Source organism: Prevotellamassilia timonensis, assembly GCF_021531665.1.
Lineage (GTDB): Bacteria > Bacteroidota > Bacteroidia > Bacteroidales > Bacteroidaceae > Alloprevotella.
Window position 1 is genome coordinate 13,372 of record NZ_JADYUH010000031.1, and the last position, 16,214, is coordinate 29,585.

Sequence of the window (16,214 nt, forward strand, 5' to 3'; positions counted from 1 at the left end):
AAGTTTAGAAAAACGAAAGAAAGAAGTGAGTTTTTCAAGCGAGAAAAGCAGAAAAAGTTCATTTGACAGTCGTTTGACGCTCATTCGATGGTCGTTTGCGCACCACGCACGGTGACTTTTGGCGGTCTCGTGACACCTCGGTGACGTCACGGAAGTTGAATGGCATCAAAATCTACATTCGTCAAAAACATAGCGTTTGCAGACGGCGTGGAATCGTTCCTTCCCGCCGCTTCGTCACTCCTTCCCGCCGTCTCGTCACTTCTTCCCGCCGACTTGTTAATTACCGTTCGCCGAGCGGTAAGTGACGCGCCCTAAGGAGAGAGTCAAAGTTTGGGAGGTGATGCTATGAGAAAAGGCTGCGCCGTAAACCTTAATTACGACACAGCCTCTCCGGGAATGTGTTTCATCTGCCACATCGCCATGTGGAGTTGTTGGGGTCATTCCGCCTGCTTCACTTCCAGCGATGTGATGCGGCTGCGGAAGTTGCCGGCGTGGCGAAGCGGGAAGACGAGCGTACGCTGATAGTAGATTTTGTCGGATGGGTCATAAACCTTCGGGGAAGTGGCGTAGGCTCCTTCGACCTGATAGTTAGCCAAGTTCCTTTCGCGAATCACGTAGAGCGTTTTGGGACCGAGTTCTTCGCGCAGTTTTCCATCGACGAAGAGAGACACGGACTTGTTATTACCGGCGATGGTGAGGGTGACTTCTTTGCCCTTCTCCACGCGATAGTTGAAGGTGTTGAGATAGCCGTCACGTTCAAAACCGAGCAGACCGTTGCGCGGGTCGGAAAGATAGAAGACAGCGTTGGCAGAGCGGAAGAGTTCCGTACCTTTTGCTTCTTCTTCGCCGTTGATTTTGAAGGAGACGGAGTAGTTATAGCCAATTTCCTCTGCGTTCAGTGTTTCGCCGCTTTTGACCTCATCGCGACTCAAGACGACAGTTTCGGGTTTGCCGAGGCGTCCCTGTTCGTTCACGCCGGGGGCTTCGCTCAGCGAGAGGCGGCGAGTGTTGTAGTCTGCGAAAGGCAGCGAAGTGTTTTTGCCGCTCCAGCATTTGACGGCGAGCGTCTGCAAAGCCGGGAAGATGCGGTGGTGGATGTCTTTGACGGAAATGCCATTGCCGGCGTGGTCGTTCCAAACGGCAAACATACCTCCTTCGATGGCGGGGTCGTTTTCTTCAAACTTCTGACTGCCGATGGTGGCGGGAGTCCAAGAGTTGTAGAGGTATTCGGTGTTGAGATAGTCGTAGTAGTAACCTGCGGCGGGCACGATATAGACATAGCCGTCGGGAATGCTGACGAGTTGATAGCCTTGCTCTTTCATGTCGGCGGGGTTGGCAAAGCCGTTGTACCAGATGTGCATGAGCACGTTTTCTGATTTGACCGGTGTTTTGCCTTTGGCGTGGGTGAGTGCGCCCCAAACGACCGCCTGTTTTCCGTAACTCTCCACCAGACGAATGTAGCGGTCAGTGAAAGCGCGGAACTTTTCGACCACGGCGGTGTCACGGTTGGAATATTCGTCCGTTCCGATGTGCACGCGTTTGCCGCGGAAGACGGGATTCGGTCCTTCCAGATACTCTTTGAAAAGCCCATCGAGGAAGGTGTAGGTCTCGGGGTTGAAGAGGTCAAGGTGATCCATGCCGTAATCCTTGCTTCCGATTTCGGGCTTATAGTGGGTGAAGGCAAGGGAGTGGGCGGGCACGTCTATCTCCGGAATGATGGTCACGCCATTCTTCTCAGCCAGTTTTTGCAGGTCGATGAACTCCTTCTTGGAGTAGGAGCCGTCTTTTGCGGTGAGTCCGGGATAGGTTTCAGATTCCAGGCGGAAGGCAGCCTGCGTCTTGTCCCAGTCATCGCCGAAGAATTGGCGGAAGCCGTTGTCGTTGAGGTGAATCTGAAGCGTGTTCATCTTGTAGTAGGCAAGCATCTTCGTCAGTTTCTGCAGATATGCCAGCGGAATGAACTTGCGGCCGCAGTCAATCATGAATCCGCGAAGCCGATATTCCGGCACGTCGGTTGCAGTGCCACAGGGAATGCCCCTGTCTTCTGCCTGTTCGGAGAGTTGGAGCAACGTGCGGGTTCCCCAGAACGCGCCCTTTTCGGTGGCGGCGGAAATGAGGATGGAGGATGTGGCGTGGAGTTTGTAGCCTTCATCTCCCAAAGTCGGGTCTTTCTTCAATTCCAAAACGATGTCGCCGGGTTTCACACTTCCCTTTGCTACTGTCAGGGCGGTGCCAAACATCTCTTGATAGTCTGCGGCGAGGGCTTGAGCCACGCCTTGGAGTTTGGAACTCTTGACCACGATGCGACCGGAAGGAACGACTTTTCCCTCGGCACCCGTCCAGGTCTTCAGTTCGGGAATTACGAACGGTTTGGGATTAATCTCGGCATGAAGCAGGGCAGAAAAAGCCATGGTCAGCACCACACAAGAAAGAAGTCTCTTTAAGCAAAACATGATTTCAAAGTGATAAAGTAAAAGGGGTTAACAAAGGTGTTTTTCTTTTTGGTAGGGCAAATATAGGTCATAATTCTTAACTTTGCATGAAAAGTCACCTTAATTCTCCTTTTTCATGTCCACAATCTGTGCTCCTGCCACCGCCCCGGGCGGTGCTTTGGCTGTCATCCGAGTCTCCGGCGAAAATGCCATCTCCTTCACGTCTTCCATCTTTCAACCCAAAGGGGGAACGGCTCTTGCCCAAAAGAAAGGCGCAACCCTCACGTTCGGAAACATCGTGAATCCCGCCAATCCGGAGGAGGTCATTGACGAGGTTCTCGTCAGCGTCTTCCGAGCGCCTCATTCCTACACCGGAGAGGACGCCACGGAAATCTCCTGTCATGGTTCTTCTTTCATTGTCGAAAAAATCGTCACCTTGCTCCTCGGTGCCGGATGCCGTTTGGCTGAGGCGGGAGAGTTCACGAAGCGTGCCTTCCTCAACGGCAAAATGGACCTCAGCCAGGCAGAAGCAGTTGCCGACCTCATCGCTTCAACCACCGCGGCGAACCATCGGATGGCAATGTCACAGATGAGAGGAGGCTTCAGCCGAAAACTTCGAGAATTGAGAGACGAACTGCTCCACCTGACTTCCCTCATGGAACTCGAACTTGACTTCTCCGACCACGAGGAACTCGAGTTTGCCGACCGGACAGAACTGAACGAACTCGCCCAAAACATTCACGATTCTCTCTCCGCACTTTGCCAAAGTTTTAAACTTGGCAACGCACTCAAGAAGGGAGTCCCCATCGCCATTGTCGGCGAGACCAACGCGGGCAAATCCACGCTTCTCAATGCCTTGTTACAAGAAGAGCGTGCCCTTGTCAGTCAGATTCACGGCACCACTCGCGACACCATTGAAGAAACCGTGGTCATGGGTGACACCTTGGTGCGTTTCATTGACACCGCCGGCATTCGCCAAACCGAAGACGAGGTGGAGCGCATGGGCATTCAGCGCACCTTTGACAAGATTTCGCAGGCTGACCTGCTCGTCTGGATGCTGGACGCATCGCGGGTGCAAGAACAACTTCAAAGTCTCACCACTCAACTCCTTCCTCATCTCCGGAAGAAGCCCTTCCTGCTCGTTGCCAACAAAACGGACCTGCTGGAAGTGGTGCAGCAGCAAACTTTGGAAAACCTCCTCGCCGCCTTCCTCGCAGAGCACGAACTTGCCCCTCTACACATTATATATATAAGCGCACGCCGTTCCGATGACATCGTCCGCCTTCGTGCCTTGCTCACCCGAGAGGTGGCATCCCTCACTCAAACCCATTCTGCCCATGCGTTGATTGTCAGCAATGTCCGTCACTATGAAGCCTTGAGCCAAGCGCTCGTCTCCATTGACCGCGTGATGGAAGGGTTGCACAGCGGACTCAGCGGTGATTTCATCAGCCAAGACCTCCGCGAGTGCATCCACCATCTCTCAGACATCGTCGGCGACATTTCCGCTTCCGACACGCTTCAGAACATCTTCCGGCACTTTTGCATCGGAAAATAGGATGCGACAAGAAGAGAGAAGCAACTATGAGAATATAAGATCTAAGCAAAGAGGTATTCAATAGTTTACAGAAATAGACAGATAAAGATGGAAACATTCAAAGACGTTATATCAGGCGACCAACTTGTCTTGGTCGATTTCTTCGCCACATGGTGCCAGCCATGCAAGATGATGCACCCCATCTTAGAACAGGTGAAGGCAGTGCTGGGTGACAGAATCCGCATCATCAAGGTGGATGTGGACAAGTATGGGGTGACAGCAAGCCAGTACGGTATTCAGTCTGTGCCCACACTCATGTTGTTCAGACACGGTGAAGTGCTGTGGAGAACGAGTGGTGTGGTGCAGAAATCAGAGTTGTTGGCAACGATTGACCCATTCATGAAACAATGAAAGCATATACATATATAGATAAAGGCAGGTTTGAATTGATTGACAAGCCCAAGCCGATGATCCAAGAGCCTACCGATGCCATTGTCCGTGTGACCATGAGTAGCATCTGCACAAGTGACCTGCATATCAAGCATGGCAGCGTACCGAGGGCTGTGCCTGGGATAACTGTCGGCCATGAGATGGTAGGTGTTGTGGAAGAACTGGGCAGTGAAGTCCAGGGATTCTGTAAAGGCGATCGTGTGACCGTGAACGTGGAAACCTTCTGCGGAGAATGTTTCTTCTGTAAGCATGGCTATGTGAACAACTGTACCTCCCCACATGGAGGTTGGGCACTTGGCTGCCGCATCGATGGCGGTCAGACGGAATATGTTCGTGTACCATTGGCACAGCAGGGACTGAACCATATCCCCGACGGTGTTACAGACGAACAGGCATTGTTTGTGGGTGACATCCTCGCTACAGGCTTTTGGGCGGCACGCATCAGCGAAATCTCTACGGATGACACCGTGCTGATTATCGGAGCAGGACCAACAGGCATCTGCACTTTGCTTTGCACAATGCTGAAACATCCCAAGCGTGTCATCGTCTGCGAAAAATCAGAAGAAAGACGCGCCTTCGTCAAGCAACACTATCCCGATGTACTGCTGACGACACCAGAGGAATGCTCTGATTTCGTCATGCAGCACAGCGACCATGGAGGTGCAGACCGATTGCTGGAAGTGGCAGGTGGTAAGGACACTTTCCAACTTGCATGGCAATGTGCCCGTCCGAATGCCATCGTAACCATTGTAGCCCTATATGATGAACCACAGCTGCTGCCTCTGCCTCAGATGTACGGCAAGAACCTCACCTTCAAGACAGGAGGTGTGGATGGATGTGACTGCGAGGAAATCCTGCAACTCATCAAGGAGGGCAAAATCGACACAACACCGCTCATCACGCACCGTTTCCCATTGGAGAGGATAACAGAAGCCTATGAAATCTTTGAGCAGAAGCGAGATGGAGTTATCAAAACAACTATACATAACAACAATTTATGAAACAGGACAACCCTCAAATAATTTCAGTGAGCAACTGCTTAAGGGAAAACTTAAGTATTCCAGAATATCAGCGTCCATACAAATGGGGCGTTCAGAATATTACGGATTTACTTCTTGACATTGAACATGCAATTAGCGAGAATAGATTATATACCGACTTCAAATACAGAGTTGGCACGGTTATTCTGCATAAAGATGGTAACACTCTACACGTAGTAGATGGTCAGCAGCGTATAATCTCGCTAACGCTGTTGAATCACTATCTGGATGCTAAATTTGACAATAGTATTCTCAGCACCAAATTCACAGATAACACAACGCTCAAGCATATTAATGAAAACTATCATTGTATAAAAGAGTGGTTTTCTCTACGAACACAGGATGAAAAAACTGCTTTCATTAATGCAATGAAGGATATACTTGAAGTAGTTATTATTTATGTCGATAAAGAGTCAGAAGCCTTTCAACTATTTGATTCACAAAACACACGCGGCCGAGCTCTTGACCCTCACGATTTGCTCAAAGCCTACCACCTCAGAGAGATGCAAGGAAACACCTATGATATGGAATATGCTGTGAACAAATGGGAAGAGAAAGACATGGCAAAAATCCGAGAACTATTCTGCGATTATCTGTTTCCTATATGGAATTGGTCGAGAGGACGTAAAACATGGGAATTCACAGATAAGGACATCGACACCTATAAAGGGGTATCTATTGATTGTCCATATACCTTTGCTCGCCGCACTTACAAGGCTATGCCGTATTTTCAAATAACAGAACCATTTGTTTCCGGCAGCGATTTTTTTGAAATGGTGGATCATTATCTGCAGTTAATGAAGATAATAGAGTCAGAACTAACAAGCAAGAGTGAATTTGATGAAATCCGACCATATTTAGAAATGAATAATTGCAGCATAGGAATGAAACATGTAAGGAAACTATACAAAGCTTCTATTCTACTATATTATGACCGTTTCCATGAGTTTGACCCTTTAGCATTGAAGAAACTCTTTATGTGGGCTTTTATGCTGCGTATTGAGCTGAATAATCTATCGTTCGATTCCATAAACAAATATGCAATTGGAGACGGAATATTCAATAATAAGCCTGTATTTTCTATGATTACACAAGCACGGAAACATACTGAAATTGGGAACACAATAATCAATATTCCAAATTCAAAAGAATTGTCTTACAATAATTGCGTAGAAGAACGTCAGATGCTACATGAACTATTAACAAACATGAAACATAAAGGATTTTAGAATATGGTTACCGGAATTCATATTATCACTAACGAAAAGAACATTTTCACAAATGAGCATTACATTGTGCCTCTGTATCAACGTGGATATGCATGGGAGGAAAAACATATTGTTCAACTAATAGATGACATTATGGATGTTCCTAACGATTCACAATATTATATCGGGTCATTAATAGTACATCGTAGAAATGATGCATATGAAGTTATTGATGGCCAACAACGCCTGACAACACTATTTTTGTTACTAAATTATCTTGAAGAAATCCATAACAAAGAACACGTAGCTCTTAGGTTTGACTGCAGAGCTAAAAGCAACTACACTCTGGAACACATCAATGAAATAGTTTCAGAAACATCTCATGTCCTAATTGATGATAGCAACATCCAGCAAGAGCTTTTAAGTGGTTACAATATCATTAGAGATAAACTCAAAAGCATAGATATAAAAAAACTAAAGAATAATCTCTGCAAAACGGTGTTGTATCGCATTGAAGTTCCGAAGCATACAGATCTTAACCATTATTTTGAGATAATGAATACACGCGGTGAACAACTGGAGCAGAGCGATGTACTCAAAGCTAACCTAATGGCTTATTTGCAAGGAGACAAAAAGTGGCAAGAAATTTTTGCTACAATATGGGATGCTTGCAGAAATATTGATGGTTATATCCAAATGCATTTCCCCAAAAATATAAGAGAGGAAATTTTTGGATCATATTGGAATGAATTACCTGTAAAAAGAATAAAGGATTATCTCAATTTATCTATCTCGAAGAAACAGACTAATGGTTATTCTATTAAAGAGGCTATAAGTACTGACTTCAAAATAACTACGGAAGAGGCATCAAACGAAAGAAATCAGAAAACACGATTTGAAAGTATCATCAATTTCTCATATTTTCTTCTACATACACTTCGTGTCTTTGTCCATCAAGAACACATCACATCGCAGACAGACTTGCTTGACAAAATGTTGGATGACAAAAAATTAGTAGATGCATTTGACCGCGTGATTCGTCAGGGTGAAATCAACAATAAACCCATTAACCCCCAATATTTTGTTAAAAGTTTTATCATCTGTTTGCTCAGGACTCGCTATCTATTTGATTTATATATTATCAAGCGAGAGTATGTCGGAGATGCGGCACAAGATGGAGAATGGAGTTTAAAAGAGATATGTTCATACGGACAAGGAGGTAACAAAAAAGCTCTCTACAAACTCACCAATGTAGTGGACTATGGTCGTTGGTATAATGAGCAGCATAATAAATACATTCTAATGCTACAGGCCGCAATGCGTGTTTCCTTTACTTCACCCAAAGTTATGCACTGGATTACAAAACTTCTGATTTGGCTGACGGACTATTTTCTTAAACGTGCCCCGGAAGGATGGATTTATGAGGATATTGTAAATGATACAGCCAGAGAACCTGTTAGAGAGTTCTTAAATAATAAAGAAAACTTCTATTTAGGTGTGGCTACCCCACACATTGTTCTCAACTATCTTGATTTTCTGCTTTGGAAAAAGAGCCCAAAGATAGATTTTGATTTTGAATTCAGAAACTCAGTTGAACATTGGTATCCTCGCAACCCATCGGAAGGAAGTTTTCCACGTTGGGAGGATGAAGGTCCAAATGGAGTGGATAGATTTGGAAATTTATGCTTAATTCAGAGAAGCGTTAACTCAAAGTTCTCCAATTTGCATCCAAGTGCAAAAAAATCAACATTTCAAGAAATGATTGACAAAGGGAGCTTAAAATTACGAATAATGAGCGAAATGACTACCGACAACAGTCAATTATGGAGAGAAGATACTTGCTCCAAACATGAGGAAGAAATGCTCAATCTATTGAAAGATGCATGTGGAATGTAATTGTAGTTATTTCTAACATCAAAATAATGAATTGAACAACTAAAAAATGAAGATACATCAAATCATATTTAGCCCCACGGGTGGAACTCAACGAGTGAGCGAAATCCTACTTTTTATGCTTCTCACCTTTTTCCTGGTTTATACCCAGACTACAGAGGCGAAAGGTCAATACCCATGTTTTTCATATGGGGCAAGCATTATGAATGGGGATTTATATTGCGGTCATCAGGAGGATAGTGCTTTTGCCATGCATAGCGTCATGAAATTCCCACAGGCTTTATACGTAGCAGACTACTTGCACAAGAAAGGACTGACACTGAGCGACTCTGTTCTTGTGCACAAGGATAGTCTGGACGCTGAGACATGGTCGCCTATGCTGTCAATATTTGAAGGTATGCGTTATTTCACATTTGCAGAGTTAATAGAATGGTCATTGAAACAGAGCGACAATAATGCGTGCGACCTTTTGTTTGCATCATGCGGACAACCGGATGCAGTAGAGAAATATATCCATACGCTTGGATTCAAAGACATCCATGTGCGACTGACAGAGAAGGAGATGAAAAAGAATCCTCATAGAGCCATAGAAAACTCAGCCACTCCAAAAGAAATGGCAAGGCTCTTGGAGTGGTTTTATCTTCATAGGGATGACAACAAGAATCTCTCCTTTATCTGGGATACAATGGCTGATTGTAATACGGGTCAGCAACGCATAGCAGCAGTCTTGCCCAAAGACGGCAAACTGATTCACAAGACAGGTTCTGGTTTTCCTTCTTCTGACGGAAGACAAGATAGAAACGATGTTGGAATCATTCTTTTGCCCGACGGATCTCACTTATCTATTGCCATCTTCTTGCAAAAGTCTAAAGAGGAGAAAGAGGTGGCAGAGATTGCAGAACAATGTTTGATGCGCATCCAGGCGGATGAATTCCTACGCAACATGCCGCCGGACCTACAACACAAACAGACATTGGCTATACTCAGGGCTATTGATGGAGATAACAAAGAGTTGATGGCTGTGCGCAATGCCCGGAATGCTCCACCCAAGTATTCTGACCATGTGGAAACGAAGATGATTACCCCAAACATGCGCCTATATGAGCCCAAGGGAAGTCAAGACCAATGCCTTCCTGTCTTGTTGTATCTGCATGGAGGTGGCTGGACTTTTGGCAGCATCAACAGTTGTGGAAGATTCTGTGATGCCCTGGCTGCATCGGGCAAGATGAGAGTCATCGCTCTTGACTATCGCTTGGCTCCAGAGCACCCTTATCCTGAAGGACTGGACGATTGTATCTCTGCCGTCAATTACATCATCGACCATGCTGCAGAGCTACATATTGATGCCAACCACATCACCATTGGCGGTGACAGTTCGGGAGGCAACCTTGCTTTGGCCACGGCTTTGTCAGAAAAATGCTGCGGCAAAATAGAATCCTTGCTTCTGTTCTACCCTGTGACAAAGGCTTTTGACGATGGTTCGGAATCATGGCAGCACTATGGTAAAGGCTGTGGTCTGGATGCCGAAATCATGGAAGCTTTCAATCGGGCGTACACCATCAATGCGGACAATCGCTGTTCCGCCATTAGCGTAGGCCTGTGTAGTGATGAAGTGTTGAATATGCTTCCGAGAACCTTGCTCATCGCTGCAGAAAGGGACATTCTGCGCGATCAAGGATTGAATCTTGCAGAAAGGATGTGCGGAAAGATACAACGGATAGAATATAAAGGAGCCGTACATCTTTTCATTACAGTTCCCGGCCAGGATACGGCATTTGACAGAGCAGTCAAAGATGCCATTGGATTTATCTGTGACAAATAATTGAACGTCGACTACAATAAGATAACTGCAATGGAATATAAGGACAAGATAGCAGTAGTGACAGGCGGCGCGCATGGCATCGGCAAATGTATCGCAGAGGAGTTCCGAAAGAGAGGGGCTTCGGTGGCGGTCATTGATATGCGTGAGGGAGACCATTTCGTTGGGGACATTTCCAAGAAGGAGGTGCTGGAAGCCTTTGCAGATGAAGTAATCGGGAAGTATGGTAAGGTGGATTTCATCGTCAATAATGCCCTGCCTCTGATGAAGGGGCTGGATGAATGTACTTGGGAGGAGTTTCAGTATGCCTTGACAGTTGGGGTGACCGCACCGTTCTATCTTGTCAAGCTGCTTGCTCCGTATTTTGCCGTAGGAGCATCGATAGTAAACATATCCTCCTCGCGCGACCGCATGAGTCAGCCGCAGACAGAGAGCTACACAGCTGCCAAGGGAGGTATTGCCGCCCTCACCCATGCCCTTGCCGTAACACTTCGGAACAAGGCAAGGGTCAACTCCATTTCTCCTGGATGGATAGACACGGACTTTAAGGAATACGAAGGCGCAGATGCCGTGCAACAGCCGGCAGGGCGTGTTGGCAATCCGATGGACATCGCCAATATGGTACTGTTCCTCTGCTCCGACAAAGCTGGCTTCATCACAGGCGAGAACATCTGCATCGACGGAGGCATGACCCGGCAGATGATTTACCATGGCGATCATGGTTGGACGCTGAATAGACATAACTGAATAACCGGCTCCTCCCCTTCTTCGCTACATTTACATTAATACATTGGATCAGAAGACAAGGAAATCTTAATTTGAAACAAATATGATAAGAATGGCTTCTGAAAACTATAGTAAAACTTAAAAAATAATAAATGACCGAGAAAGAGAAAATGTTGGCAGGGCTGACCTACGATGCCAACTATGACACGGAACTGCTAGCAGAGCGCATCCATGCCAAGGAACTCTGCTACGACTATAACCACCTGCGCCCATCAGATACGAAAGGGCAGCAGACTTTGATTCGCCGACTTCTGGGACGAACGAAAGAGGCATTCATGATTACCGCCCCTTTCTGGTGCGACTATGGCTATAATATCGAGATAGGCGAGAACTTCTATTCCAACCACAACCTCGTTATCCTGGATGCTGCGAAGATACGGTTTGGAGACAATGTGTTTGTGGGGCCAGACTGCGGTTTCCACACAGCAGGACATCCCATAGACTTTGAGCGTCGCAACGAGGGGTTGGAGTATGCTTTTCCTATCACTATTGGTGATAATGTGTGGATAGGTGCTGGCGTACATGTAATGCCAGGTGTCACCATCGGCTCCAATGTCGTTATCGGTGGCGGCAGCGTGGTGGTGAAGGATATTCCCGACAATTCCGTGGCTGTGGGCAATCCATGTAGGGTCATCCGTCCAATAACGGATGCAGATAGGCAAAAATGTTGGAACAGATAAAACATCATTATGGAACAAGAGATAACATTACGTGATTTGGCCAACTATCTGGACAATATCGGCATCCAGTTTTTGGCGACAATAGGGTTGGACGGCAAGCCGAAGGTTCGTCCGATGCAGTATAACCCTCGGTCATGTAAAAGGGCTGGAGAATAGAGATGAGTTTGCAAGACCTATACATTTCAAGTTTTGACATATAATGAAGAAGATACTTTTTATCATCGGTTCCTTGCGCAAGGAATCGTTCAACAAGAAGCTCGCAGAAGAGGTGGAGCAGATGCTCGCCGGGCGTGCGACGGTGGAATATCTCGACTATTCGGATGTGCCGCTGATGAATCAGGACATCGAGTTTCCTGCGCCCGAAGCGGTCAAGAGAGTAAGGGAAAAAGTAGCAGAGGCGGATGCACTCTGGATATTCTCTCCTGAATACAATTACAGTTACCCTGGTCATTTGAAGAATCTCATCGACTGGATGTCACGTCCGCTCATAGCAGGAGATCGTCAGACTCCGCTTGCCATCAACGGCAAGAAGGTGGCTCTTAGCGGTGCTGGTGGCGCATCGGCAACAGCCAAGTGCCGTGAGAAGCTGGCCGAACTGCTCACGCTGCCGTTTATCCATGCAGAAGTGATGACGGAACCTCAGACGGGCATCCAACTGAACATGGAGGCGTGGACGGAAGGCCGTATGATACTGACCGAAGCACAGAGGTCTAGCTTGAAACGGCAGGTGGATGCATTCATAGACTATATTAGCGATTTACACATTACAAAGAAAGAGACAACGAATATTTCTGACTTATTTCAAGTACTGGACTTACTCGATAACATGAAAATCCAGTATTGGTTAGATGGTGGGTGGGGTGTAGATGCTTTGTATGGCAAGCAGACCCGGACGCATCGGGATATTGACATTGATTTCGATGCCCAATATCATGATGAACTTTTAACACTTTTGCAAAAAAAGGGTTATTTGATTGAGACGGACTGCTATCCAAACAGAATAGAACTTCATAGTGAAAAATTGGGGTATATCGATATCCATCCATTTGTATTGAATAGCGATGGAACTTCCAAACAAGCTGACTTGAATGGGGGATGGTATGAATTCCAGCCTGATTTCTTTGGTACGGCTGTACTTGAGGGAAGAACTATTCCATGTATATCATTAAAAGCTCAGAAGGTCTTTCATACTGGATATGAGCTTCGTGATAAAGATATACATGACCTTGCTATACTTGAACGAATATAATGTGAACATGAATAAAAGAGAATACGTACAAGCCAACAAGGATTGGCTTACAGCAAAGGCGCAGGAGGAGGGAGTGAAGGCTCTCCCCAAGGGCATTTATTACAAGGTGTTGGCAGAGGGCAAGACTGATGGAAAGCATCCTACGCCTCGAAGCATTGTCACTGCCCATTACACAGGCCGTACCATCGACGGCAAGCAGTTTGACAGCAGCCGTGGAGGTGCACCCTTGGCTATCCGTCTCTGCGACCTCATTGAAGGATGGATCATCGCTATGCAGCAGATGTGTGTAGGCGACAAATGGGAGGTATATATCCCAGCCGAAATGGGTTATGGCAAGTTTTCGCAACCAGGCATACCAGGAGGTTCCACTCTCATTTTCGAGATAGAACTGCTTGGGATTGCGTAAGAACAGATAACTTTCTGATATGGATAATAATGACCGCTCCGAATATTGATTCATCGACACGAGAGGAACGTTTGGATTATGTTCTGAACGAATGGAGATGTCTGCATAATTGTGAGATATGTGGCAAATGCCATGTTCTGAAAGGCAGAAGCGAAGAAATCCTCTATGCCGACTATATAGACGGCAAGCGGTCATATATGGATATAACATTGGAAATAAGAAGCAACAGATGAGTCTATGACAATAGATACAACCAACATGTGCTCACACCTTAAGAAGCTGTTTGAACCTGATGGTGTGTATTATCCGATATGGCAATCCATGAAGGATGATGAAACCTTGACGGCTGTGGTACGGAGCAGGCAGCTGCACATCTACAGGAATGGGAAGAAGATACTCGTTCTGGCAGGTAAGGCACAACCGAAGATAATACGAGAAGATAAATTGAATGAATTGATAACAAAATAAATAGAATAAAAATGAACCGACGAACGAAGGAAACGCAGAGTAATGCAGGCATTAACTCTGCTTTACAAGGAGGAGGAAGACCAAAGGTCAAATCATTTGGACAAAAATCGTGGATGCTTCCACAGCCGGTACTGATTATCGGCACATACGATAAGAACGGCAAGCCCAATGCTATGAATGCTGCTTGGGGCGGTCAATGGGACGCAAAGGAGATTATGATTGCCATGGGCGCACATGCCACTACCGAGAATTTGAACAACTGCCCTGATTTTACCGTGACATTTGCTACAAAACAGACCATGGTAGCTGCTGATTTCGTAGGCATCGTATCAGCCAAGAACGATGCAGACAAGATGACGAAGACAGGTTGGAAATGCGAGAAGGCAGAGCATGTCAACGCGCCCGTCTTCACCGACTTCCCCATGATTTTGGAGTGCCGCATCAAGGAAAAGATTGACGAGTCGGAAGAGGGTTACTACATTGTTGCAGAGATAGTCAACATCCTTGTGGATGAGAACTATCTGGCAGAGGATGGCAAGCCCGACATGGAGAAGATGGAACTCATCGTGTTCGACCCGATACATCATGGTTACATCGAACTTGGCAAGACCATTGGAAAGGCATTCTCAGATGGCAAGGCTTTGAAATGATGACACTCAGATACATCTTCCATAGTGGCTTCCTTATTGAAACGGCTCGGTGCATCCTGGTCTTTGACTACTGGATGGATCCTGCCGATGTCATGAGTGGGTACATGAATACATGTAAACATGTGTACGTGTTTTCAAGCCACTTCCATGAGGACCACTTCACTAAAGCAATCCTCAGATGGAAGAATAGCATCCCCAATATCACATACATCCTGTCAAAGGATATACTCAAACGAAGAAGAGCGCAGAAAGAGGATGCCGATGTATGGATGGCCAAAGGAACGGTATGGGCAGATGAGAACCTGAAAGTGTCAGCCATGGGCAGCAATGACAGTGGCGTGAGCTGGATTGTTGAGACAGAAGGTAAAACCATCTTTCATGCTGGTGACCTATGCAACTGGTACGCACGCTTTCTTGTTGACGGCACGCCTGAAGGAGAGGTCTTCAGTGAAGAGTTTGGTCAATACATCAATCCAGTGGCAGAGGAAAAGCGGTTCCTTGGTGAACTTAAAGACATCCGAAAGATTACCGACTCGTTTGACCTTGTGATGTTCCCTGTGGACGGACGCATCGGCAATGGCTATACGCTCGGAGGGCGTCAATTTATCGACCACTTCAAGGTTGGGATGTTCGTTCCAATGCACTTTGTCATGAGTGGGTTTGAGAGTGCGTGGCGCATGGAGCCCTTCTGTAAAGAAAAGGATGTCCCCTTATGGTGCATCGGACACGAAGGAGACAGCATAACAATATAATAATAACACATTAAATCATCAAAACAATGGACGCAAAAGCAAAAGTATTAGCAACAATGAAAGAGGCAGGTCAGCCTCTTAACGCAGGTAAAATCGCAGAACTCAGCGGTCTCGGCCGCAAAGAGGTGGATGCAGCTATGAAGCAGCTGAAGGCAGAGGGCGCAATCGTCTCTCCTGTTCGTTGCAAATGGGCACCTGCAGAGTGATGGTACCGGACTCGACAACATATTATGTATGGATAGGCGGGTCATGTGACTACGGTCATAAAGAACGTGCTGGTGGTGCTGCCGTTGTGATAGAGCACGACTGTAGCATCATCAGTCGTGATGTCATCAGTGATTTGCATACCACAGAGTTCCGTATGATGCTAACGCTTATGGTTAAAGTAATGAACGAGCTGCCTGACGGTTCGGACATTCTTTTCCTAACCAACGCAGCCTACATCCAGAACTTTGACAAAACACCTACAGCGAAATCTGCCAATCCAGATCTCATCAGCCAGTGTATCGAGGCGAAAACACGGCACAATTCTGTTAGTGTCAAAATCGTACCATACCACAAAAGCCCATTGCTCATCGAAACACACGACATGGCAACAGAAGCTATGGCAAAGACAAGAAAAGAATACCACCATGACATCCAATGAGCAGGCATTATTTTAACACCTCGTTCTGGGCATATATATCCTAAGATATTTGAGGAGAATGTACCATCGCCTTGTTTCAATCATTAAACTTCAAACATTAGATTGTTAGATAATAAAAAATATTCTATATCAATAGTTCGTTAAAAATTCAACATATGGCCTAACGACTATGCCGCACAGCCAAAGAGTTCTTTGAAAATG

17 protein-coding genes and 1 pseudogene are annotated in these 16,214 nt (G+C 46.2%); 17 read left to right on the plus strand and 1 reads right to left on the minus strand.

Annotated elements, in window-relative coordinates:
- The first annotated feature begins 159 nt into the window (after positions 1 to 159).
- On the plus strand, positions 160 to 315 hold the full coding sequence (locus I6E40_RS06530; protein WP_235386236.1) for a hypothetical protein: 156 nt from the start codon (positions 160 to 162) through the stop codon (positions 313 to 315).
- 122 nt (positions 316 to 437) lie between these two features.
- Here I6E40_RS06530 and I6E40_RS06535 read toward each other — a convergent pair whose 3' ends face one another.
- Positions 438 to 2,411: a family 20 glycosylhydrolase gene (locus I6E40_RS06535; protein WP_410897041.1), complete on the minus strand. Its 1,974-nt coding sequence runs from the start codon at positions 2,409 to 2,411 to the stop codon at positions 438 to 440.
- Positions 2,412 to 2,568: 157 nt separating this feature from the next.
- Between I6E40_RS06535 and mnmE the strand changes: the two genes are divergently transcribed.
- From mnmE to I6E40_RS06615, 16 genes and pseudogenes are all read left to right on the plus strand, one after another.
- A complete protein-coding gene (mnmE, locus tag I6E40_RS06540; RefSeq protein WP_235386238.1) occupies positions 2,569 to 3,987 on the plus strand; it encodes a tRNA uridine-5-carboxymethylaminomethyl(34) synthesis GTPase MnmE in 1,419 nt (472 codons plus the stop codon).
- Between the two features lie 87 nt (positions 3,988 to 4,074).
- A complete protein-coding gene (trxA, locus tag I6E40_RS06545) occupies positions 4,075 to 4,377 on the plus strand; it encodes a thioredoxin (protein ID WP_235386239.1) in 303 nt (100 codons plus the stop codon).
- Positions 4,374 to 5,417 (plus strand): alcohol dehydrogenase, encoded by a 1,044-nt coding sequence (locus I6E40_RS06550; protein WP_235386240.1) that lies wholly within the window; start codon positions 4,374 to 4,376, stop codon positions 5,415 to 5,417. Before trxA ends, I6E40_RS06550 begins: the two co-directional genes overlap by 4 nt.
- Positions 5,414 to 6,685, plus strand: coding sequence for a DUF262 domain-containing protein (locus tag I6E40_RS06555; protein WP_235386241.1), 1,272 nt, complete (start codon positions 5,414 to 5,416; stop codon positions 6,683 to 6,685). The genes I6E40_RS06550 and I6E40_RS06555 overlap by 4 nt, the downstream gene beginning before the upstream one ends.
- A gap of 3 nt (positions 6,686 to 6,688) precedes the next feature.
- Entirely contained in the window at positions 6,689 to 8,560 is a 1,872-nt protein-coding gene (locus I6E40_RS06560; RefSeq protein ID WP_235386242.1) for a DUF262 domain-containing protein, read from the plus strand.
- A gap of 46 nt (positions 8,561 to 8,606) precedes the next feature.
- Positions 8,607 to 10,379 carry an alpha/beta hydrolase fold domain-containing protein gene (locus I6E40_RS06565; RefSeq protein WP_235386243.1) on the plus strand — a complete coding sequence of 591 codons (1,773 nt, stop codon included), beginning with the start codon at positions 8,607 to 8,609 and terminating at the stop codon, positions 10,377 to 10,379.
- Between the two features lie 57 nt (positions 10,380 to 10,436).
- A complete protein-coding gene (locus I6E40_RS06570; protein WP_235386244.1) occupies positions 10,437 to 11,123 on the plus strand; it encodes an SDR family oxidoreductase in 687 nt (228 codons plus the stop codon).
- A gap of 131 nt (positions 11,124 to 11,254) precedes the next feature.
- Positions 11,255 to 11,842: a sugar O-acetyltransferase gene (locus tag I6E40_RS06575; protein WP_235386245.1), complete on the plus strand. Its 588-nt coding sequence runs from the start codon at positions 11,255 to 11,257 to the stop codon at positions 11,840 to 11,842.
- 199 nt (positions 11,843 to 12,041) lie between these two features.
- Positions 12,042 to 12,473: pseudogene (locus I6E40_RS06580) on the plus strand (NADPH-dependent FMN reductase); the annotation flags it as partial.
- A 132-nt stretch (positions 12,474 to 12,605) separates the two neighbouring features.
- Positions 12,606 to 13,091 (plus strand): nucleotidyltransferase domain-containing protein, encoded by a 486-nt coding sequence (locus tag I6E40_RS06585; RefSeq protein WP_094381474.1) that lies wholly within the window; start codon positions 12,606 to 12,608, stop codon positions 13,089 to 13,091.
- A 7-nt stretch (positions 13,092 to 13,098) separates the two neighbouring features.
- A complete protein-coding gene (locus I6E40_RS06590) occupies positions 13,099 to 13,497 on the plus strand; it encodes an FKBP-type peptidyl-prolyl cis-trans isomerase (protein ID WP_235386246.1) in 399 nt (132 codons plus the stop codon).
- A gap of 237 nt (positions 13,498 to 13,734) precedes the next feature.
- Positions 13,735 to 13,965 (plus strand): hypothetical protein, encoded by a 231-nt coding sequence (locus tag I6E40_RS06595; protein ID WP_235386247.1) that lies wholly within the window; start codon positions 13,735 to 13,737, stop codon positions 13,963 to 13,965.
- A gap of 113 nt (positions 13,966 to 14,078) precedes the next feature.
- Complete coding sequence (locus I6E40_RS06600; protein WP_235386248.1) at positions 14,079 to 14,615, plus strand: flavin reductase family protein; 537 nt, start codon at positions 14,079 to 14,081, stop codon at positions 14,613 to 14,615.
- Positions 14,615 to 15,367, plus strand: coding sequence for an MBL fold metallo-hydrolase (locus tag I6E40_RS06605; RefSeq protein WP_235386251.1), 753 nt, complete (start codon positions 14,615 to 14,617; stop codon positions 15,365 to 15,367). The genes I6E40_RS06600 and I6E40_RS06605 overlap by 1 nt, the downstream gene beginning before the upstream one ends.
- 26 nt (positions 15,368 to 15,393) lie before the next feature.
- Positions 15,394 to 15,573: a transcriptional regulator gene (locus I6E40_RS06610; protein ID WP_235386249.1), complete on the plus strand. Its 180-nt coding sequence runs from the start codon at positions 15,394 to 15,396 to the stop codon at positions 15,571 to 15,573.
- Between the two features lie 182 nt (positions 15,574 to 15,755).
- Positions 15,756 to 16,013 (plus strand): hypothetical protein, encoded by a 258-nt coding sequence (locus I6E40_RS06615; RefSeq protein ID WP_235386250.1) that lies wholly within the window; start codon positions 15,756 to 15,758, stop codon positions 16,011 to 16,013.
- Positions 16,014 to 16,214: the final 201 nt, after the last annotated feature.